The 19,719-nt window shown below is 68.1% G+C and carries 20 protein-coding genes; 10 read left to right on the top strand and 10 right to left on the bottom strand.

All coding sequences use genetic code 11. From position 1 onward, the window contains the following. Positions 1–17: 17 nt before the first annotated feature. From DFR24_RS03695 to rsmA, 3 genes are all read left to right on the top strand, one after another. Complete coding sequence (locus DFR24_RS03695; RefSeq protein WP_133879979.1) at positions 18–1,367, top strand: peptidylprolyl isomerase; 1,350 nt, start codon at positions 18–20, stop codon at positions 1,365–1,367. Positions 1,368–1,431: 64 nt separating this feature from the next. Beyond that, positions 1,432–2,445, top strand: a complete 1,014-nt coding sequence (gene pdxA, locus DFR24_RS03690) for a 4-hydroxythreonine-4-phosphate dehydrogenase PdxA (RefSeq protein WP_133879978.1) — start codon at positions 1,432–1,434, stop codon at positions 2,443–2,445. Beyond that, a complete protein-coding gene (gene rsmA, locus DFR24_RS03685) occupies positions 2,442–3,287 on the top strand; it encodes a 16S rRNA (adenine(1518)-N(6)/adenine(1519)-N(6))-dimethyltransferase RsmA (protein WP_133879977.1) in 846 nt (281 codons plus the stop codon). The genes pdxA and rsmA overlap by 4 nt, the downstream gene beginning before the upstream one ends. A gap of 59 nt (positions 3,288–3,346) precedes the next feature. Here the strand turns inward: rsmA and DFR24_RS03680 are convergent, their stop codons facing one another. Then, positions 3,347–4,330, bottom strand: a complete 984-nt coding sequence (locus DFR24_RS03680) for a helix-turn-helix domain-containing protein (protein WP_133879976.1) — start codon at positions 4,328–4,330, stop codon at positions 3,347–3,349. A 175-nt stretch (positions 4,331–4,505) separates the two neighbouring features. On the opposite strand from DFR24_RS03680, the gene DFR24_RS24340 reads away from it, so the two are divergent. Genes DFR24_RS24340 through DFR24_RS03665 form a run of 4 tightly spaced genes read left to right on the top strand, consistent with a single transcriptional unit; the run spans position 4,506 to position 7,678 of the window. After that, a complete protein-coding gene (locus DFR24_RS24340) occupies positions 4,506–5,081 on the top strand; it encodes a carboxymuconolactone decarboxylase family protein (protein WP_162851023.1) in 576 nt (191 codons plus the stop codon). 29 nt (positions 5,082–5,110) lie between these two features. Further along, positions 5,111–6,187 (top strand): phosphotransferase, encoded by a 1,077-nt coding sequence (locus tag DFR24_RS24335; protein ID WP_162851022.1) that lies wholly within the window; start codon positions 5,111–5,113, stop codon positions 6,185–6,187. Between the two features lie 4 nt (positions 6,188–6,191). Then, a complete protein-coding gene (locus tag DFR24_RS03670; protein ID WP_133879974.1) occupies positions 6,192–6,878 on the top strand; it encodes a VOC family protein in 687 nt (228 codons plus the stop codon). Between the two features lie 23 nt (positions 6,879–6,901). Further along, the gene (locus DFR24_RS03665; RefSeq protein ID WP_133879973.1) at positions 6,902–7,678 is read left to right on the top strand and encodes a glutathione S-transferase family protein; all 777 of its coding nucleotides are present in this window, start codon (positions 6,902–6,904) and stop codon (positions 7,676–7,678) included. 72 nt (positions 7,679–7,750) lie between these two features. Here the strand turns inward: DFR24_RS03665 and DFR24_RS03660 are convergent, their stop codons facing one another. The 9 genes from DFR24_RS03660 to DFR24_RS03620 all read right to left on the bottom strand — a co-directional run bounded on the left by DFR24_RS03660 (position 7,751) and on the right by DFR24_RS03620 (position 16,072). After that, positions 7,751–8,185 (bottom strand): hypothetical protein, encoded by a 435-nt coding sequence (locus DFR24_RS03660; RefSeq protein ID WP_133879972.1) that lies wholly within the window; start codon positions 8,183–8,185, stop codon positions 7,751–7,753. 29 nt (positions 8,186–8,214) lie between these two features. Continuing rightward, entirely contained in the window at positions 8,215–9,426 is a 1,212-nt protein-coding gene (locus tag DFR24_RS03655) for a molybdopterin molybdotransferase MoeA (RefSeq protein WP_133879971.1), read from the bottom strand. Further along, entirely contained in the window at positions 9,423–10,349 is a 927-nt protein-coding gene (gene moaCB, locus DFR24_RS03650) for a bifunctional molybdenum cofactor biosynthesis protein MoaC/MoaB (protein ID WP_133879970.1), read from the bottom strand. The genes DFR24_RS03655 and moaCB overlap by 4 nt, the downstream gene beginning before the upstream one ends. 119 nt (positions 10,350–10,468) lie before the next feature. After that, positions 10,469–10,942 carry a molybdenum cofactor biosynthesis protein MoaE gene (locus tag DFR24_RS03645; protein ID WP_133879969.1) on the bottom strand — a complete coding sequence of 158 codons (474 nt, stop codon included), beginning with the start codon at positions 10,940–10,942 and terminating at the stop codon, positions 10,469–10,471. 21 nt (positions 10,943–10,963) lie between these two features. Beyond that, positions 10,964–11,206, bottom strand: coding sequence for a MoaD/ThiS family protein (locus tag DFR24_RS03640; protein WP_133879968.1), 243 nt, complete (start codon positions 11,204–11,206; stop codon positions 10,964–10,966). 9 nt (positions 11,207–11,215) lie between these two features. Further along, the gene (gene moaA, locus DFR24_RS03635) at positions 11,216–12,247 is read right to left on the bottom strand and encodes a GTP 3',8-cyclase MoaA (protein ID WP_246051501.1); all 1,032 of its coding nucleotides are present in this window, start codon (positions 12,245–12,247) and stop codon (positions 11,216–11,218) included. Next, on the bottom strand, positions 12,244–12,840 hold the full coding sequence (gene mobA / locus DFR24_RS03630) for a molybdenum cofactor guanylyltransferase MobA (protein ID WP_133879967.1): 597 nt from the start codon (positions 12,838–12,840) through the stop codon (positions 12,244–12,246). Before mobA ends, moaA begins: the two co-directional genes overlap by 4 nt. Next, entirely contained in the window at positions 12,837–14,237 is a 1,401-nt protein-coding gene (locus tag DFR24_RS03625; RefSeq protein WP_133879966.1) for a sigma-54-dependent transcriptional regulator, read from the bottom strand. Before DFR24_RS03625 ends, mobA begins: the two co-directional genes overlap by 4 nt. Next, the gene (locus tag DFR24_RS03620; RefSeq protein WP_133879965.1) at positions 14,234–16,072 is read right to left on the bottom strand and encodes a sensor histidine kinase; all 1,839 of its coding nucleotides are present in this window, start codon (positions 16,070–16,072) and stop codon (positions 14,234–14,236) included. The genes DFR24_RS03625 and DFR24_RS03620 overlap by 4 nt, the downstream gene beginning before the upstream one ends. 171 nt (positions 16,073–16,243) lie before the next feature. Between DFR24_RS03620 and DFR24_RS03615 the strand changes: the two genes are divergently transcribed. From DFR24_RS03615 to djlA, 3 genes are all read left to right on the top strand, one after another. Continuing rightward, positions 16,244–16,912: a DUF4166 domain-containing protein gene (locus tag DFR24_RS03615; RefSeq protein WP_210772641.1), complete on the top strand. Its 669-nt coding sequence runs from the start codon at positions 16,244–16,246 to the stop codon at positions 16,910–16,912. Beyond that, a complete protein-coding gene (locus tag DFR24_RS03610) occupies positions 16,909–18,762 on the top strand; it encodes a TIGR01777 family oxidoreductase (protein WP_133879964.1) in 1,854 nt (617 codons plus the stop codon). Before DFR24_RS03615 ends, DFR24_RS03610 begins: the two co-directional genes overlap by 4 nt. Positions 18,763–18,945: 183 nt before the next feature. Further along, the gene (gene djlA, locus DFR24_RS03605; RefSeq protein WP_133879963.1) at positions 18,946–19,689 is read left to right on the top strand and encodes a co-chaperone DjlA; all 744 of its coding nucleotides are present in this window, start codon (positions 18,946–18,948) and stop codon (positions 19,687–19,689) included. Positions 19,690–19,719 lie beyond the last annotated feature (30 nt).

The raw sequence follows: 19,719 nt of genomic DNA, 5'->3' as shown, positions 1-19,719 counted from the left end.
CCCGGTCAACGTCCCCTATGTCGTTCTCGCCCCGTACCCTGGCCCTGTTCGTCCTTGCGCTGTGTGCTTCGGGGGTCAATCCTGCCCGGGCAGAGGTTCTCGACCGCATCGTCGCCGTGATCAACGACGGTGTGCTGCTGCAAAGCGACGTCGATCGCGAGCTGATGATGGCCAACGAGCAGATGAAGGCCCGCGACATCACGCCGCCGGACGCTTCGGTACTGCGCTCCCAGGTGCTGGACAAGCTGGTGCTCACGCGCGTGCAGACCCAGCGGGCACAGCAGGCCGGCATCCGCGTCGACGACCGCGAGCTCAACGAAGTGCTCACCGGCATCGCGCGCCAGAACAAGATGACGCTCGCGCAGTTCGCCGAGGCCCTGCGCAGCGATGGCAGCGACTACCTGGCCATCCGCGAACAGATCCGCGACGAAGTGCTCATCACGCGTCTGCGCCAGCGTGAAGTCGACAACCGCGTGGTCGTCACCGACCAGGACATCGACCTGTTCCTGGCCAACCAGCCCGAGGCCGACGAGACCGAGTACCGCCTCTCGCACATCCTGGTCACGATTCCCGACGGCGCGTCGCCCGAGCAGCGCACCGAGGCGCGCGCCAAGGCCGACTCGCTCGCCGCAAGAGTCAAGAAGGGCGAGGACTTTGCCGCCCTGGCGGCCGCCAACTCCGATGGTCAGCAGGCGCTGCAGGGCGGCGACCTCGACTGGCGCAAGGGCGACGCCCTCCCGCTGCTGTTCCTGCAATCGGCGCGCAAGCTGAAGAACGGCGAATCCAGCCCGGTCCTGGAGACCGCCGGCGGGTACCACATCATCAAGCTGGTCGACACGCGCATCGGATCCGAGGCCAAGACCGTCAACGAGACGCACGCCCGTCACATCCTGATCCAGGCCAACGCGCTGCGAACCGAAGACCAGGCCCGCCTGCAGGCGCGCGACCTGCACGACCGGCTCGCCAAGGGCGAAGACTTCGCCAAGCTCGCGTCCGAGTTCTCCGACGACACCGGCTCCAAGGGCGGCGGTGGCGATCTCGGCTGGCAGCCGCCGGGCGTCTTCGTGAAGGAGTTCCAAGCCGCGCTCGACGCGCTCAAGCCCAACGAACTGGGCGAGCCGTTCCGCACGCAGTACGGCTGGCACATCCCGCAGGTGCTCGAGCGCCGTACGCGAGACATCACGGTGGAATCGCAGCGCGCCCGCGCACGCGGCGCCATCCAGAACCGCAAGGCGGCCGACGAGTACGAAACCTGGCTGCGCCGCCTGCGCGCAGAGGCCTACGTGGAATTCCGCGGTCCGGACGGCAAGGTCGAGAAGATCGACGAGCCGATCGAGAAGAAGGCGGAAGAGAAGGAAACGTCCTGAGCTTGCCCGCATCGGGGCATCCCCGCCCCGGTCGCATCGATCCACCCGGTAGTCACAGGCCCTGATGATTCCCCGCATCCTGATCACGCCTGGCGAACCTGCCGGTATCGGGCCCGATCTGATCCTGCGCCTGGCGCAGGAATCCTGGGGAGCGGAGCTCGTCGCCGTCTGTGATCCTCAGCTGCTGCGTGCTCGCGCACTCGAGCTGGGCCTGGCGATCGCGCTGGAAGATGCCGATCTCTCGGCGCCTGCCGAGGCCAACGAAGCCGGGTTCCTGACCGTGCTGCCGGTGTCGATGGCCGCACCCTGCGAGCCCGGCAAGCTGGATCCGGCCAACGCCGGCTACGTGCTCGAAACCCTGCGTGTCGCCGTTGCGGCCTGTCGCGGCGGCGACGCGCAGGCGCTGGTCACCGGTCCGGTACAGAAGAGCGTCATCAACGACGCCGGCTTCGCGTTCAGCGGCCACACCGAATTCCTCGCCGACCTGCTGCGCGTGCGCACGCCGGTGATGATGCTGGTGGCCAACCAGCTTCGCGTCGCACTGGTGACCACGCACCTGCCGCTGTCGTCGGTTCCCAAGGCCATCACCAAGCGCCGGCTGACGAGCACCTTGCGCGTGCTGCACGAGGACCTGCGCGACAAGTTCGGCTGCGCCAACCCGCGCATCCTCGTCTGCGGCCTGAACCCGCACGCCGGCGAAGGTGGACACCTGGGACGCGAGGAGATCGACGTCATCGAGCCGGTGATCGAGGACCTGCGCGGCAACGGCATGGACCTGATCGGCCCGCTGCCGGCAGACACGCTGTTCGTGCCGGCGCGCCTGGCCGGTGCCGACGCCGTGCTGGCCATGTACCACGACCAGGGCCTGCCGGTGCTCAAGCACGCGGGCTTCGGAGAGGCCGTCAATGTCACGCTGGGCCTGCCGATCGTGCGGACCTCGGTGGATCACGGCACGGCGCTGGATCTCGCCGGCACCGGCAAGGCCGACGAAGGCAGCCTGCAGGCGGCGATCGATCTCGCCATCCAGCTCTGCCAGCTCCGGATCGCGGCGACCCGCGACGACAAGCCCATCGGATGAGCCGCGGATCGTCGGAAGGTCCGGGAGCGTCGCAATACGCGACGCGTGAAGGCGCATACGCCAAGAAGCGCTTCGGCCAGCATTTCCTGCACGACGGCCGCATCATCGCGCGCATCCTGAATGCACTCGATCCGAAACCCGCGGATCGCATCATCGAGATCGGCCCCGGACGCGGCGCACTGACCGCGCCGCTGCTCGCCCGCATCGGCCAGCTCGAAGTGGTGGAGATCGATCGCGATGTCATCGAGCCGCTGCGCGAAGCCTGCGGCCATTCGGACGGCCTGACGATCCACATGGCGGATGCGCTGGAGTTCGACTTCGCCGCCCTCGCCCGTCCCGGCGAGTTGCTGCGTCTGATCGGCAACCTGCCGTACAACATCTCCACGCCGCTGCTGTTCCATCTCCTGGAGCAGGCGCATGTCGTGAAGGACATGCTGTTCATGCTGCAGAAGGAAGTCGTCGATCGCATGGCGGCCGCGCCCGGCGAAGACGCCTACGGACGGCTGTCGGTGGCCCTGGCGGCGCGCGCCGAAGTGACGCACCTGTTCAACGTCGGCCCCGGCGCCTTCAATCCACCGCCGCAGGTGGATTCGGCGATCGTGTACCTGGTGCCGCGACCGCCGGCGTTCGAGATCGTGGATATCCGCGTGTTCGACAAGGTCGTGGCCGCCGCCTTCGGGCAGCGCCGCAAGCAACTCGGCAACAGCCTGCGGACGATGGTGACGCCGGAAGAATTCGTGCAGGCCGGCATCGACCCGCGCGAACGGGCGGAGCGTTTGTCGGCAGAGGATTTCGCCCGCGTCGCCAACCTCATCGCACGACGGCCCATCGAGCACCCGTAGCCCGGACGAAGTCCGGGGTTGCGCTCCGTCTACGAAGGAAGTCCCGGACTTCGTCCGGGCTACGAGAGACGCCCTGCCCTCAACTCTCGCGGACACACCCCGAACTCGCGCCGGAAGATCTTGCTGAACGTCCCCGAATCGCGAAAACCCCAGCGATAGGCGATGTCCGTGATGCTCAGGTGCGTCGCGTCGCGCAGTTCGCGCCGGCAGCGCTCCAGACGCTGCTGGCGGATCCAGACCGCCGGCGTCGCCTGCAGCGGCTCGAACAGACGATGCAGATGCCGCTCGCTGATGCCGTTGGCTGCTGCGATCTGGCGCGTGCTCAGGTCGGGCTGCTCGAGATGGCGCAGCGTGTAGTCGACGATCTGGCGCAGCAGCGTCGACGAGCCGCCGTGCTCGGGCAGCGGCACCTTGGCGGTGAGCGTCGCGGCCAGCAGTTCCATCGTGGCATTGAGCACGTGGCCCGCGGTGTTGCGCGGCAGCGCGCCGAAGCTGTCGTCGAGCGACAACAGGTGATCGATGAACAGGCGGCTGACGCCGGCCGTGGCCTCGAGCTTGCGGCCCACGTAGTCGTCGGCCCGCGGCAGCACGCGCCGCAACTGCGCCTGCGGCACCGCGAACGTGACCTGCCGCAGGTTCTGGCCCGTCGTGAAGGTCATCGGGCGCGTCGTGTCCCACAGCGCGAACGTGCCCGGCGTCAGCGCGATGGCATCGCCCCCGATCGCGAGTTCGATCGAGCCGTCGGCGATGTAGATCAGGTTGTAGAGCGCCTCGGCATCCTGCGCGATCTCGCGCGAACCGCGGACGCCGACGATGCCGCCGAGCAGCGAGGTCAGGTGCGTGACACGAAAGCCGTCGAAGCGTCCTTGGCGGATGAAAGCCGGGAAATGATCGCAACGCACGGGCTTGATGGCCCAGTGCATGTGGGCGTCGACCACGAAATCCCGCCAGCAGTCGAACTGCCTGTCGGGTGCGACGCGAGCGGTGGTCCAGGCTTCCTGGTCGTTCCAATGATCGACCAGCGCCATCTGGGGGGGGGCCATGGCGTTCTCCTCCAGGTCCTTGTGTCCCGATTATGGGCGCCGCACGCCTCCCGGCTGAATCCGGGCGCGCCCCGGGGTCCGGTCAGGCCCACTCCCATGTCAGTTGAGGCCAATTTCGCCACGCCGGGCGTGTCTAGCATCGTCTTACCTGCTGCCAGAACCCGAGGAGAACGCCATGCTGGTCGGAACCGTCGCACACAAGGACCTGACGCCGTACATGCGCAACATCGCCGACGACCTGTATCCGAAGGTCGATCCGGCATTCCTGCCGCACTTCCAGGAGTACATGGGCCTGCTCGGGAACATCCCCAAGCACTGCGAAACCTTTTTCCCGTATTACTTCAGCATCTGGTTCGACAACAAGCTCGGCCCCCGCATCACCGAGCTGGCGCGCCTGGCCATCGCCCAGGGCACGCAGTGCCAGCTGTGCCAGGCCGTGCGCTACACGCCGGAAGTCGGCGAGCAGGACATCACGGCCATCCCCGGCGTCGATTCCAAGACGCTCAACGACAAGGAGCGCGCCGTCGTGCGTTTCGCCACCGCGTTCGGCAACAATCACCACGAGATCAACGAAGGACACTTCGTCGAACTCAAGAAGCACTTCACCGACGAGCAGATCACCGAGCTGCTGATGTGGAGCGCCATGGCCCTGGGCCTGGGCCGCATCCTGAAGGTGACGCAGCTCGTCAGCGAGACCTGCCCGCTGCCGGAGCCGTCCGCCGTCGAGTGGACCAAGTCCAAGGCCGCCTGACCCCCAACCGATACCTGGAGAAAATCCGAATGCCGCAGAGCATCGCCGTCGTCACACCCGAGCAGGTCACGCCCGAATGGATGACGCAGGCGCTGGCGGGCCGCGAGATCGACGCCAAGGTCCGCAGCCTGAGGATGGAACAGGTCGGCACCGGACAGCTGGGCGAGACGCGCCGCTTCCACCTCGAGTACGACGGCACGCCCGCGCCGGGCGCGCCGAAGTCCCTGGTCGGAAAATTTCCGTCGGCCAATGCAACGGCCGCGGAATCCGGCAAGACGATGGGCTTCTATCGCTCGGAGGTCATGTTCTACCAGCAGCTCGCACACCGCGCGAAGATCCGCACGCCGAAGCTCTATGTCGCGGAGATCGACAAGGCCAACGACTTCACGCTGCTGTTCGAGGACATGGCGCCGGCGCGGCAGGGCGACCAGTTCAAGGGCTGCACGCTCGAGGACGCACGCAAGGCGCTCAAGGAGGCGGCGATGCTGCACGCCACCTTCTGGAACGACAAGGAACTCATGGCGCAGCCCTGGCTGTACGTGCCCGAAGGTGCGCAGGGCTTCTACACCACCGAGCTGATCGAGCGGTCGTGGGATCACATCAACAAGCACTACACCGATTACCTGACGCCGGAGTTCAAGCTGGTCGGCGACAAGTACGTGAAGAACCACGCGTACTGGAATCGGCCGCGCGACTTTCCGAAGACGTTCTCGCACTGCGATTTCAGGCCCGACAACATGCTGTTCGGCGGCCCGAACGATCGCATCTGCGTGGTCGACTGGCAGACCAGCAACTTCCTCGGCACCGGCATGGACGTCGCGTATTTCCTCAGCGGCATCTTCGATCGCGACACGCGCAAGGCCAACGAGCGAGCGCTGCTGAAGGGCTACCACGAGGATCTGCTCGCGTTCGGCGTGAAGGACTACAGCTTCGATCACCTGATGCGCGATTACGCGCACTACAGCTTCGCGGTGATCGCCGTCGCGATTGCAGCGACGCTGATCGTCAAGCGCACCGAGCGCGGCGACAAGATGCTGATGCACATGGCGCTCGGCGGTGCACTGCAGGCGCTGGACAACAACGCGCTCGACGCCCTGCCCGGTTGACGCCATGAAACTCGCCAAGCCCCATCTCGATATCGGACTGTTCACGCGCCAGATCGGCAACCACCGCGAGTTCTGGGGTGGCACCGTGGGTCTGCGCCTGGACCACGAACTGGAGCTGAAGAAGGGCTGGGTGCAGCACCGTTTCGATGCCCACAACTCGGTCGTGAAGGTGAATCACTGGTCCGACGATCTGCCTGCGTTGCCGCCCACCGGCTACGTCGGGCTCACGATCGCGCGGCCGGACATGCCGGCCTGGGAAGGCCGCCATCCGGACGGCGGCATGGTTCGTACCGTTCCGCCGGGAACCCACGGCGTGACGCGCATCGGCATCACGGTGCGCACGCCCGATGTCGCGCGGATGATGACCTTCTACACGCGCGCGATGGAGTTCGATCGCGTGGACGACAGCACCGCGCGCTGCGGCGACACGCTGCTGTTCGTCGAGCAGGGTCCGGGCGGCGGCCAGACCGAGGATTTCATCGCACCGGGCTATCGCTATCTCACGGTGCAGATCTTCGACGCCGACCAGGCGATGGCGGACATCGTCGCGCGGGGCGGGCAGATCGCGCGCGAGGCGGTCAGCTTCGGCAACGTCGCGCGCTACGGCTTCGTCAAGGACCCGGACGGCAACTGGATCGAGATGTCGGCGCGCACGTCGCTGACCGGCATCGCGCCGCCCAAGAACCAGTAAGCAGGTCAACCCCGGGAGTCCGCATGGCCCAGTACGTCGAGGTTGCCGACGCCATCAAGATGCCAGGCCTGCGCGTGGTGCTCACGCCGATGGTGCCCGGCCCTTTCAGCGAAGCCGCGAAAGGCATCCTGCACGTCAAGAAGCTCAAGTACGTGAAGGCGCGCCAGGACATCCTGGGTCCGAATCCCGACCTGTTGCGCTGGACGGCGCAGACCACCGCGCCGGTGGCCTGCTGGAACGACGAGCCGCCGCGCTCCACGTGGATCGAGCAGCTGTTCCTGTTCGAACGCCTCGCCCCGACGCCGAGGCTGATTCCGGAGGACTGGGACGATCGCATCCTGATGTTCGGTCTGGCCAACGAACTCGCCGGAGAGAACGGCTTCACGTGGAATCGCCGTCACATCATGGTCCGTGATTTCACGCGGCCGGATCGCGACGAGCAGACGCGGGCCGTCTACGCCGCGCTCGGAAAGAAATACTGGTACAGCGACGAAGCCGGCGTGGCCGCGTCACACCGTTGTGCCGAGATCCTCGACCGGTTCACGAAACAGCTCGAATCGCAGAAGGCGCGCGGAAGCCGCTTCCTGATCGGCCAGACGCTCACGGCGCTCGACATCTACTGGGCCTGTGTCGCCGCCATGCTCGAGCCGCTGGGCAACGATCAGTGCCCGATGCCGGACATGTTCCGCGACGTCTACACCAACGTCGATCCGATCCTGAAGAAGGCGACGTCGAAGATCCTGATGGACCATCGCGATTTCATCTATCGCGAATACCTGGAGCTGCCGGTCGATCTCTGAAACGCAGACGTAGCCCGGGCGGAGCCCTGGGTTGCGCTGGCAGATCGAACGGCCCCCCGGGCTTCGCCCGGGCTACGGCCTTCGACCCGGATACAGGCCGTCCTTTGCGGGATGCCCTTCCATGAAGTTGAGGCGTCCGTGGAACGGTCCGCAGCCGGGCCTGCGCAGTCGCTTCACCGGCCAGCTCAAAAGCGACAGCGCCATGCCGATCACATTGAGCGGCAGATAAGCCGGACCGATGAACTGCCCCTGCAGCGTGTGCACACGCTCGTGCTCGGCGAGTCCGTACGCGTGACGGCCGTACAGGATCACGTTGCCCAGCGTGATCGCGCCGCACGGCGCGAATCGATCCATCAGCGGACACTCCATGAACTCGACGGCGTTGTGCCCGAAGCCCAAGCGCCCGCCAAACGGCAGCGTCAGCACGCCCAGCGACAGACCCAGGATCGTGTTCGGCAGGTTCCAGATCTTGCCGAGTCCATCGAGCAGCACGACCGCGGCGGTCACGATCGCGATGCCCCGCGCGGACTTCGCTACTACAGGCCCAGGCTCAGCCATCGCACCGTGTGGCCCGCCGGGATCGGCGCATCGCTCACGGGAACCCAGGCCAGCGCATCGGCCGCCGAGAGATTGCTCAGCATGTGCGAAGCCTGGTGCGTCTGCGGCAGCACGCGGGTGAGGCCTTGCGCGTCCACCTCGATGCGCACGCGCACCCAGGACTCGCGCTCTGAATCCGCCTTGATGGGGCTCGCCAGCACGCCAGCCTGCAGATGCGGCGCCACGGTCTTCACGTCTTCGAGCCGGTCGAGTGCGCGACGCACGAACGTGGCGAGATTCACCAGCACCGACGCCGGATTTCCGGGCAGGCCGATCAGCAGCGCAGCGCCATGTCGCGCCACGTACAGCGGCTTGCCGGGCTTCTGCGCGACCTTCCACAGCACGCGCCGGGCGCCGAGCTTCTCTGCTTCCGGCGCGATCAGGTCCTTGTCGCCGACCGAGACGCCGCCGGTGGTCAGCACCAGGTCGGACTGCGCAAACGCCTGCTGCAGCGCCTCGCGCACGGCCTGCTCGGTATCGCCCACGGCAGCGACGCTGACGTCGGCGTAACCGGCCTGCGCCAGCCACGCCTGGATCAGCGGCCCGTTGGCGTTGTAGACCTCGCCCGGCCTGAGCGCGCGACCGGCATCGACGACCTCGTCGCCGCTGACCAGCACGCGAATGCGCGGCGCGCGGCGCACGGCGGCATCGGCCACGCCGGCCATCGAGAGCATCGCGATGTGTCCGGCGTTGAGCCGTCGTCCGGCTTCGATCAGTTCGGTGCCGCGGCGCAATTCCTCGCCCTGGCGACGGATGTCCTGTCCGAGCGGTGTGGGCCGCTGGATGATCACGGTCTCGCCGTCGCGCGCCGTCCATTCCTGGCGCACCACGGCATCGGCGCCCTGCGGAATCAGGCCGCCGGTGTAGATGCGGCAAGCGTGTCCGGCCGGCAGCACCGGCAGCGTGTCGTGCGGCCCCGCTGCAACGGTCGTCGACAACGGCAGAGATACCGGCGAAGGCGTGGCATCGGCGACGCGCAGCGCGTAACCGTCCATCGCGCTCTGGTCGAACGGCGGCAGGTCGCAGTACGCCGCGAGCGGTGCGGCCGTCACGCGGTTGAGCGCCTGCCCGAGCGGCAGCTGCATAACCGGCAACGCGGCGATGGCCTCGTCGAGCTTCGCGAATGCCGCTTCGACGCTCAGATGGCTCACTCGTATCCGCCCTCGTGAGGGCGCAGCGTGCGGCAGACGTCGAGCAGGTGGATCAGGCCGGGCAGGACGGCGGCCAACGTTTCTTCGGCGCCGCGGCGCGAGCCCGGGAATGTCGCGACGAACGTGTTCCCGACCAGGCCCGCCACGCCACGCGACAACATCGCGTACGGCGTGCGCGACTGGCCGAAGCTGCGGGCCGCTTCCATGAATCCGGGCAGCGGCGTCGTCAGCAGCGGCTCGACGACGTCGACCGTGTAGTCCTTCGGCCCCAGGCCGGTGCCGCCGACGGTGATCACGCAGTCGGTCTTGCTGGCGACGAAATGTTCGACGCGCGAGCGGATCTGTTCGCGATCGTCCGGCATCACTTCGAACGCGACGACTTCGAAGCCCGCCTCGCCGAGGCGATCGCGCACCGAGGCGCCGGCGGTGTCCGGCTTCTTGCCGGCAGCGACGGTGTCGGACATCACCAGCACCGCCGCCTTCATGCCGCGCGCCTTGCGTGCGTACTGCGACTTGCCACCCTTCTTCTGCACGAGATGGATGTTGCCGATCTTCATCTGCTCGGCGCTCGCATGCGCCTTGAGCATGTCGTAGACGGTGAGCGCGGCGACCGACACCGCCGTCAGCGCCTCCATCTCGACACCGGTGGCCGAAACGGTCTCGACCTCGGCCTCGATGTTGATGCCGTCCTCGGCGATCGTCGCCTTGACCTCGGCGCGCAGCACGCCGATCGGATGACAGTGCGGCAGCAGATCCGGCGTGCGCTTGACCGCCATCAGACCGGCGATGCGTGCTGCTTCGCGAACGTCGCCCTTCTGCACGCTGCCTTCGATGACGCGCGCCAGGGCCTCGGGCGGAAGTTTCACGAAACCGGCGGCGCGCGCGGTGCGCAGCGTCGTCGGCTTGAGGCTGATGTCACGCATTCGGTTTCACTTCTCGATCCAGACCCGTAGCCCGGACGAAGTCCGGGATCGTCACCCCGCACGGCGGCGGGATGAATGTGGAAAAAGCCCCGGACGTCGTCAGGGCAGAGCGACCGATGTCACGCATCTCCCGCTGCTTCCTGGTCCGGCGCGATGCAGCAGCCCTGCACGAAACTGCTCGACCCGTCCGGATAGAACTCTTCCTTCCAGATCGGCGCGCGCGCCTTGGTCGCGTCCACCGCGTAGCGCAGCGCGGCGAAAGCTTCGGCTCGATGCGCCGAACGCACGACGGCGATGATCGCGCTCTCGCCGATGCCCAGACGCCCGATGCGGTGCTGCACCCGGCACACCGGCACGCCGAAGCGCTCGCGCGTCTCGGCCTCGATCTCTTCGATGATCCGCTCGGCCAGCGGCACGTGCGAGGTGTACTCGAGGCCGGTGACGGCGCGTCCTTCGTGATGATTGCGCACGGTCCCGGAAAAGATCGCGAGTGCGCCGCAGTCGTCGCGCTCGGTGTCCGACAGCAGCAGATCGAGCGACAGGGCGCTCGATTGCACGCGTGCCGCCAGGAGTTCGGGTGTCTGCTGTCCCATGATCCGGATGATGTGTGTTCGTCAGCCGCCGCTGACCGGTGGCAACACGGCGACTTCGTCGCCTTCGCTGAGGATGTGACTGCGCGGCACCAGCGTCGTGCCGATCGCGAATGCGCAACGCTCGAGTTCGCTGGCCATCGCCGCGCCGCCGTCGATCGCCGCCACCAGCGTGCCCACGTCCGCGCCCTCGCCCACTTCCAGCACGCGGCGTTCGGCACCTGCGTGCCTGCGCATCACGCCCCAGAAGCTCACCTCGATTCGCATGCGCCTTGCCTATCCGCCCAGCCGATGCATCGTGACGGTGCGCTCGACGTAGCCCTGCGGCCGCGCCGCGTAGCCCGCTTCCTTGTGCCAGACGTGCTCGCGGATCTCGCGCATCAGCGCTGCGTCGTCGGCGCCCGCACGCAGCGGCGTCTTCAGGTCGCGTCCCTTCTCCGAGAACAGGCAGGAGTACAGCTCGCCGGTTGCCGACAGCCGCACGCGATCGCAGGTCGAGCAGAACGGTCGCGAGATCGTCGGGATCACGCCCAGACGAAACGTGCCGTCACCCTTCACGTCTTTCGGTCCGAGCAGGAAGTATTCGGCCGGCTCGGGCGTGCGCGGCAGGCGTCGCACCGAGAATTCGGTGGCGACCTCGCGCAGGATCTCGTCCTCGCTGATCACCTTTTCCTGTGTCCAGAAGCCGCGCCCGTCCAGCGGCATGAATTCGATGAAGCGCAACGACAGGTTCTCCGCGTACGCCCAGCGCACCAGCGGCAGCACCTCGTCCTCGTTGTAGCCGCGAATGACGACGCTGTTGAGTTTCACGCTGATGCCGGCGTCACGCGCCGCGGAGATCCCCTGGAGCACCGGCGCCACCTGCCCGCGCGTCATCGCGTTGAAGCGCTCGGGCGTGATGCTGTCGATGCTGATGTTCAGGTCGTCGAGACCGGCGCCCTTCAGGGCCTGCGCCACCGGCGCCAGCCGCACCGCGTTGCTGGTCATCGCGATGCGTTCCAGGCCCAGGCCGCGCAGCTGGTCGAGTTCGGAGACGATCTCGACGACGTCGCGGCGCAGCAGCGGCTCACCACCGGTGAGGCGGATCTCGCGGATTCCCAGCTCGGTGACGAACAGCCGGACCATCCGCACCAGCTCGTCGCGCCGCAGGATCTGCTCGCGCGGCAGCCATTTCGGGTGCTCCGGCATGCAGTACAGGCACTGCAGGTTGCACCGGTCCGTCAGCGACAGCCGCAGCTTGCGCTTGTGGCGTCCGCGGGCGTCGCGCAGCGTGCCGAATTCCGGTGGGTGGACGAGAGGCTGATTCACAGCCGTAACTCTAACGCGCGCAGTGCCTCGGGAGTATTCAGATTGATCGGCGTCGGGCCCTCGACGCGCGCCACACGGTGGCGTTCGAACCAGCGCCGGGGCGCCCGCTCCCCGTCGTCGAAACAGCGTTGCGCATCGGCCGCCAGGGCCGTGCGTACGTAGCAGAACGTCGGGTGCAGGCCCTGGGCGTCTGCCAGCACCGCGATGTCCGCCTGCGACACGCTGGCTGCCGTGGCGAACTGGCGAGCCAGGTCGGCCGGCAGCTGGACCGCATCGCAGGGCACGCAGAGCAGCCACTCCTGGTCGGCGGCGCCCAGCAGCCGCGCAAGGCCGGCGAGCGGGCCGTCGAAGCGCTCGGCGTCCGTACCGGGATCGCTGACCACCGTCACGCCGAGGGCGCGGTAGCGCTCGAGGTTGCGGTTGGCGGACACCAGAATCTGCTGCGCCTGCGGTCGCACCGCCTCCAAGGTCCATTCGATCAGCGGCCGTCCGCGCAGCTCGATCCAGCCCTTGTCCTGGCCGCCGAAGCGCGTGCTGGCGCCGCCGGCCAGGATGCCGGCGCTGCAGGCGGGCGACGGGCCTGGCGCGCTCATCGCTCGGCGGCCGGGTGGTCCTGGCGCAGGCCGAGCCGGTCCAGCTTCTTGAGCAGGCCCACGCGCGAGATGCCGAGCAGGCGGGCGCTCTCGGAGCGATTGTTGTTCGTCGCGTTCAGCGCGGCCGTGATCATCCGCACCTCGAGTTCGGCGATGGCCTCGTCCAGGCCCTGCCGGCGCGGCTCGGGCTCCGGTTTCGCACTGCCGTCGCCGCTGCCCTGGGCGAACAGCAGCGCGTCCAGCCCCACGACCACCTCCCCGCGTGCGTTGGGTTCGGCCAGCGCGGCCGCGCAGTCCATCAGCGACTGCAGTTCGCGCACGTTGCCCGGCCAGGGCTGACCCGCCAGCCAGGCCGCGGCGTCGGGAGCGAGTTGCGCACGGCGCCTCGCACCCACTGCCCGCTTCAGGAACAGCGTGGCGAGCAGCGGAACGTCGTCGCGGCGCTCGTCCAGCGGCGGCGTGCGCAGCACGATGCCCTTGAGGCGATAGAACAGGTCTTCGCGGAAGCTGCCGTCGGCCACCATGCCCGGCAGGTCGCGATGCGTCGCGGCGACGACGCGCACGTCGGCGCGCTTGAGTTCGCGGCCGCCGACCGGCAGGTAGGTGCCCTCCTGCAGGAAGCGCAGCAGCTTGACCTGCATCGGCGCGGGCATCTCGCCGACCTCGTCGAGGAACAAGGTGCCGCCGTCGGCGCTCGCCAGCAGGCCCGGCTGATCGCGATGCGCGCCGGTGAAGCTGCCCTTCAGGTGTCCGAACAGCTCGCTTTCCAGCAGCTCCGCCGGCACCGCGCCGCAGTGCACGGCCACGAACGGCGCACCGTTGCGGGCGCCGGTCTTGTGCAGCGCCCGCGCCACCAGCTCCTTGCCGGTTCCGGTGGGGCCGAGGATGACGACGCTCAGGCGCGTGGGCCCGACGCGCCGGATCATGTCCCGCAGCGCCCGCACCGGCGCGGCGTGGCCGACGATGCCGTAGTCCTCGTCGACGCTGGCCGCGGCCTTGAGCGCCTGCACCTCCTGCTCGAGCCGCGCCTTCTGCACCGCGCGCCCGACGATCAGCCGCAGCAGTTCCGGATCGACCGGCTTGGCGATGAAATCCCAGGCCCCACGTTCGGTGGCCTCGAGCGCCAGCGCGTGGTCGGCATGGCCGGTGATGACGATCACCGGCACTTCGCGAAACGCCTCGAGCAGCGACAGGCCCGCCTCCGGCTTCAGGCTCGGCGGCATCACCAGGTCGAGCAGCACGACGTCGGGCCGCGCCTCGCGAAAGCTCTGCAGCGCGCTGTCGACATCGCCGGCGAGCGTCACGCGAAAGCCCAGGCCCTGCAGCCAGGCCGCGCCCAGGCGCTGGAACGCGGGCTCGTCGTCGACCAGCAGGATGTGGCCGCTGTAGGGGTTCATGGCGAAATCACCGGCGGCGGAAATCGAAGGGTGAAACACGTGGCCCAGGGCTCACGCGCGTCGAGCGTCGCGCTGCCGCCGTGCGCCAGCATGATCTTGGCGACGATGGCCAGGCCCAGGCCGGTGCCGCCCGGGCGGCGCGACACGAAGGGCTGGAACAGCGTGTCGCGGATCTCGGCCGGCACGCCGCGTCCGTTGTCGCAGACGTACACGCATACCGAGCCGTCGGCGTCGCGCGAAGCCTCGATGCGCACGCGGCCGCCGTCGACGTCGCGCACCGCATCGCGCGCGTTGTCGACGAGATTGATCAGCGCCTGCTGCAGGCGGCGCGAGTCGCCATCGACCCGCAGTCCATCCTGCAGACCCGCGTCGAGTTCGACGCCTGCCGACGAACCGAGCATCGCGCGCAGCTGGTCGGCCAGATCCAGCGGCCGCTTCTCGACCTGCCAGGACTTCGCGTAGTCGAGCAGGTCGGTGGCGAGCTGCGAGATGCGCGCCGTCTGCGTCGCGATCTCCTCGCGGATGGCCGGCGGCGCCATCGCGGCGGCCATGCCGATGATGTTCAGCGGATTGCGGATGTCGTGCGCCACCGTCGCCGCCAGCGCGCCGAGTTCGGCCAGACGTTCCTGCTTCTGCCGCTCGCGCTCGCGATCGGCGAAGGCCACCGCCTGTTCGAGTCCGTGCATCGCGTCGGCCAGCACGGTGCCGAAGATCTGCGCGACGTAGCGCGGTCCCGGCGGCGCGGCTTCCCAGCCCAGCAGTTCGCACTTCCATCGATTGCCGTGCTTCACGCAGTGCAGCGTCGGGGTGCGCTCCGCGGCCGATCGCGCGGCATCACCGAGCAGGACGCGGATATCCAGACGCAGCTGGCGGGAGATCTCGCGCTCCGCGATGAGCGCGAGGGCTTCCCGCGACTCCGCCGTCGACAACTGCTCGCGCCAGTCATCGACAACGCCCTCGCCCAGTTGCGAACCCGGATACACCAGGCACGTCGCCAGCCGTCGGAACGGGTCGAGCAGCAGGCCGGCCGCGAGCAGCGTGATCACGCTGATCAGCCACAGCTCCCAGCCCGACGACGGCCGGCCGAACGGCAGCGGCAAGGTCGCCACCGCGATCACCAGCGCCGACCCGATGCCGACGACCAGCGCCCAGGCCAGGCCACGCCGCGCCCAGGCGTTCACGATCATCAGCTCGTAGCGCAGGATCCCGTAGACCAGGATCAGCGGATACGCCGGCAGCAACAGCAGCGGGAACGGATAGACCTGGATCCCCACCGGCGCGAACGCGTAGCCGGACATGCACACCAGGCCCCAGCCGCTGGCCAGGCACATCGCCATGAGTTGGCCGCGCGGCGGTCCGCGGCGCTGCCACCAGGCCCAGGCCATCACCAGGTGGCCGGCCAGACCCATCAGCGCCCACACGATGCCGACGACCCAGCCGACCGTGTCGACGAAGAAGAAGGACTCGAAGCCCAGCCACGGCTGGTAGCTGCCGGTGCCGAGCAGCATCGCGACCAGGCAGGTGGCGCCGCCGACGCCGTAGACCAGCGCCAGGCGGAGCCTCGTGCGCAGCACGTCGCAGAGCACCAGCACGAAGTGGACGAACACCGACGAGGTGAGCGCCGAGACACCGATCAGCGCCTCGCCGAGCGGCCTGCCGGAGGGCCCGATCCACACTGGCAGCTCGCAGCTCAGCACCCACACCGCGACCCCGAACAGGAAGCCCACCAGCAGGCGGAGTCCCGGTACGCCACGCACCCGCAGCAGCAGCAGGCCCAGGCCGATGCTCTCGACGAAGGTCAGCGTCAGTGCGATGTGGACGGCCAGCGGTGACATGGCGCGAACATATCAACTTGGTTTACAGGGCAGCAATCGAAAACGTCAACGTCGTTGACATGGCGCTGCTCTCGAAATTCGGCTTATCCGTTATCGTTCATGCCGTTGTGAAGGCGGCAAGAAACGGCACGGAGCTTGGGACCTCGGTAGCGAACTCCCACCGGACATCCTGTGAACGCACTGACCGATCCAGAGGCCTTCGCCCGCAACGGCGCCACCGACTTCGAAGCCCTGGTCGGCGCCGGCGGCTGGCGCCGCCTGCGCGGCGAGATCCGCCGCCGATTCACGGACAAGCCGGACGCCGATCGCGACATCCGCTATCGCGGCGTCATGGAAAAGGTCGAGTGCTCGTTCTTCGGCTGGCTGCTCGCCCAGCTGTGCCGGCTGATCGGCACCCCGTTCGCGCTGCATCGCGGCCGCGACGTGCCGACCGACATCCGCCTGGTCGACGACGGCTGCGGCGGCGTGATCTGGCAGCGCGAATACCACTTCGCCGGACGCGCGCCGGCGCGCGTGCAATCGACCAAACGCGGTGGGCCGGAAGGCTCGCTGCTCGAGTGCGTCGGACTGGGCCTGGGCATGCGGCTGGCCGTGTTCGAAGCCAACGGCGACCTGCATTTCCTGAGCCTGCGCTATTTCTGCCGCATCGGCGGACGTTACCTGTCGATTCCGCACCTGCTGTCACCGGGCACCGCGCACGTGATCCATCGCGATCTCGGCGACGGCCGCTTCCACTTCACGATGACGATCCATCACGCGCTGTTCGGCACGCTGTTCCACCAGGACGGCGTCTTCCATGACGTCGTGGAAGACGCGCAGAGCATCGGAGCCCTCCGATGATCACGCTGATGATCTTTCTCACCCTCCAGAGCGTGATGGGCGGTCTCGACAATCTCTGGCACCACGAACTGCAGGCGCGACTGCCGAGCCAGCCCGGTGCGCGCAAGGAGCTGGCGCTGCACAGCGTGCGCGAGCTGATCTACGGCCTGATCTACATCGGGATCGCGTGGTGGTCCTGGAACGGGACGTGGGTGTGGCTGCTGATCGCGCTGCTCGTCACGGAGGTCGTCATCACGCTGTGGGATTTCATCGAGGAGGATCGGTCGCGTCCCCTGCCCCCGTTCGAGCGCGTGCTGCACACGCTGCTGTCGATCAACTACGGCGTGCTGCTCGTGCTGCTGGCAGCGCCGCTACAGGAATGGTCTCACGCGCCCACGGCGATCAGCCCGGTCGATTACGGCGGGTGGTCGTGGCTGATGACGCTGTTCGGTTGCGGCGTGCTGGCCTGGGGCCTGCGCAACCTGTTCGCGGTCGCGCGGCTCGGTGTGCCGCAGTGGCAGCGCGATCCGGTCCGCGCGCAGCACAAGGCATCGGCGCGCGAAGTGCTGGTCACCGGTGCGACCGGCTTCGTCGGACGCGCGCTGGTGCGGGCCCTGGTCGAGCGCGGCGAGCGCGTGATCGCGCTGAGCCGTCATCCGGAGATCGCGCGCGACCAGTTTGGACCGCACGTCGAAGTCGTCGATGATCTTGCGCGGCTCGCCAGCTCGCGTCGCATCGACACCCTCTTCAATCTTGCCGGCGAGCCGATCGCGGGTGGACCGTGGACGCGGCGACGCAAGCAGCGCCTGGTCGACAGCCGTGTCGCGATGGCGGCACGGGTCGGTGCCCTGATCGCGCGGCTGGAGCGTGCGCCGGAAGTCCTGATCAATGCGTCGGCGATCGGGTACTACGGGGATCGTGCCGACGCGACCTTGGGCGAGGACGACACGCCCGGCTCCGGCTTCCTCGCCGAGGTCTGTGGCCAATGGGAGGCTGCGGCCGAGCGTGCGGGCACACGGGGCGTCAGGGTCTGCCGCATACGCATCGGCCTGGTACTCGGGCCGGGCGGCGGCCTGCTCCAACCGCTGGCACTCGCAGCGCGCTTCGGCGCCGCGACGGTCCTCGGCGACGGCCGCCAGTGGCAGTCCTGGATCCATCTCGATGATCTCGTGCGCCTGCTGCTGCATGCGATGGATCGCACCTCGATGCGCGGCGCGATCAACGCCGTCGCGCCTGAAGCGGTCACGCAGCGGGTGTTCACGCAGCGTCTTGCCGAGACGCTGCACCGTCCCGCGTGGCTGCGAGTGCCCGCGCGATTCCTGCACGCCTTGCCCGGCGGCATGTCCGAGCTCTTCCTGGGCAGCCAGCGCATCGAGCCGCGCGTGGCGCTGGCGCAGGACTTCCGCTTCCGGCATCCGCGACTGGACGGCGCCCTGCGCGCCATCCTCGTGCCCGCGCCGTCGAAGGCCACGACGGTCGCGGTCTACGTCAACGACGCCTGCCCGGTGTGCCATGCGGAGATGGATCGTTATCGCGCCGAGTCGCAGCGCGAACATCGCAGCATCACGTTCTGCTCGATCGACTTCGGATTCCCGGGCCTGCCGGCTTATGGCCTGAAGGCGGACGATCTGCGCCGCCGGCTGTTCGTCTACACCTCGGATGGTCGTCTGCGCAGCGGCATGGACGCGATGCGTGCGATCTGGCGCGACCTGCCAAGCTTGCGATGGCTGGCGTGGGTCTCCGGCCTACCGGGCTTCCGACAGCTCGCGGATCTGATCTACGACCTCGTGCTCGCGCCTGCGCTCGACGCCTGGAATCGCCGTCGCGCAGCCGCCAGCACACCTTCAGTCACCGTGACGCACCAACCGTAGCCCGGACGCAGTCCGGGGTCGCGCTCCGTCCAGGATTTCGCCGATCGACGAAGCGGGATCCCGGACTGCGTCCGGGCTACGGTGGAGCGGAACGCAACCGGGCTTCGCGGCGATCGTCCTCAGCGCCGCCACCGCAACCCTCGAACGAGACGCCGTCACCGGCTCGCCGGATAAGATGGCGTGATGAATATCTTTGTCTGGCTGGGCGCGATCATCGGATCGATCGCGGGGGGATGGTCGGGTCTGTTCTGGGGTGCCCTGATCGGTTACGGGCTGGGTCTGCTGCTGCGCAAGACGCTGGCCCGTGCGGTGCAGACGCGCTTCCTGGATTCGACCTTCGCGGTCATGGGGGCCGTGTGCAAGGCCGATGGCCACGTCTCGGAGGACGAGATCCGCGTGGCCGAGGCCTTGTTCGCGCGCCTGCACCTGTCCGCCGAAGGCAGGGCCACGGCACGCGCCGCGTTCAATCGTGGCAAGGGGCCAAACTTCGATCTGGATGCCGAGGTCTCGACGTTCGCGAAGGCCTGTCGCGGGCAGCGGCCGCTGGTCGAGATGTTCCTGCAGGTGCAGCTCGCGGCGCTGGCGGCCGATGGAAAAGTCAGTCCAGAGGAACACCGCCTGTTTCTGAGCATCGCGCGCGGGCTGGGCTTGCCGGAAGCCGAGCTGCAGCGGCTGGAAGCGAATCTGCGCATCCACAACAACTCGTCGCAGCACAAGCTGGACGATGCCTACGCGGTGATGGGCGTCGACACCCAGGTCAGCGACGTCGATCTCAAGAAAGCGTATCGCCGCCTGATGAGCGAGCACCATCCGGACAAGCTGGCGGCGCGCGGAATGCCGGACAGCATGCGCGAGATGGCGGAGGAACGAACCCGTGACATCACCGCGGCCTACGACCTGATCAAGGCAGCGCGCGGGCTGGCCTGAACGAGGTCGATCTCCGGATGGCGACACCGT

Origin of the sequence: Panacagrimonas perspica (assembly GCF_004364935.1) — a bacterium.
GTDB lineage: Bacteria > Pseudomonadota > Gammaproteobacteria > Nevskiales > Nevskiaceae > Panacagrimonas > Panacagrimonas perspica.
This window is presented reverse-complemented; position numbering and strand designations above follow the sequence as displayed.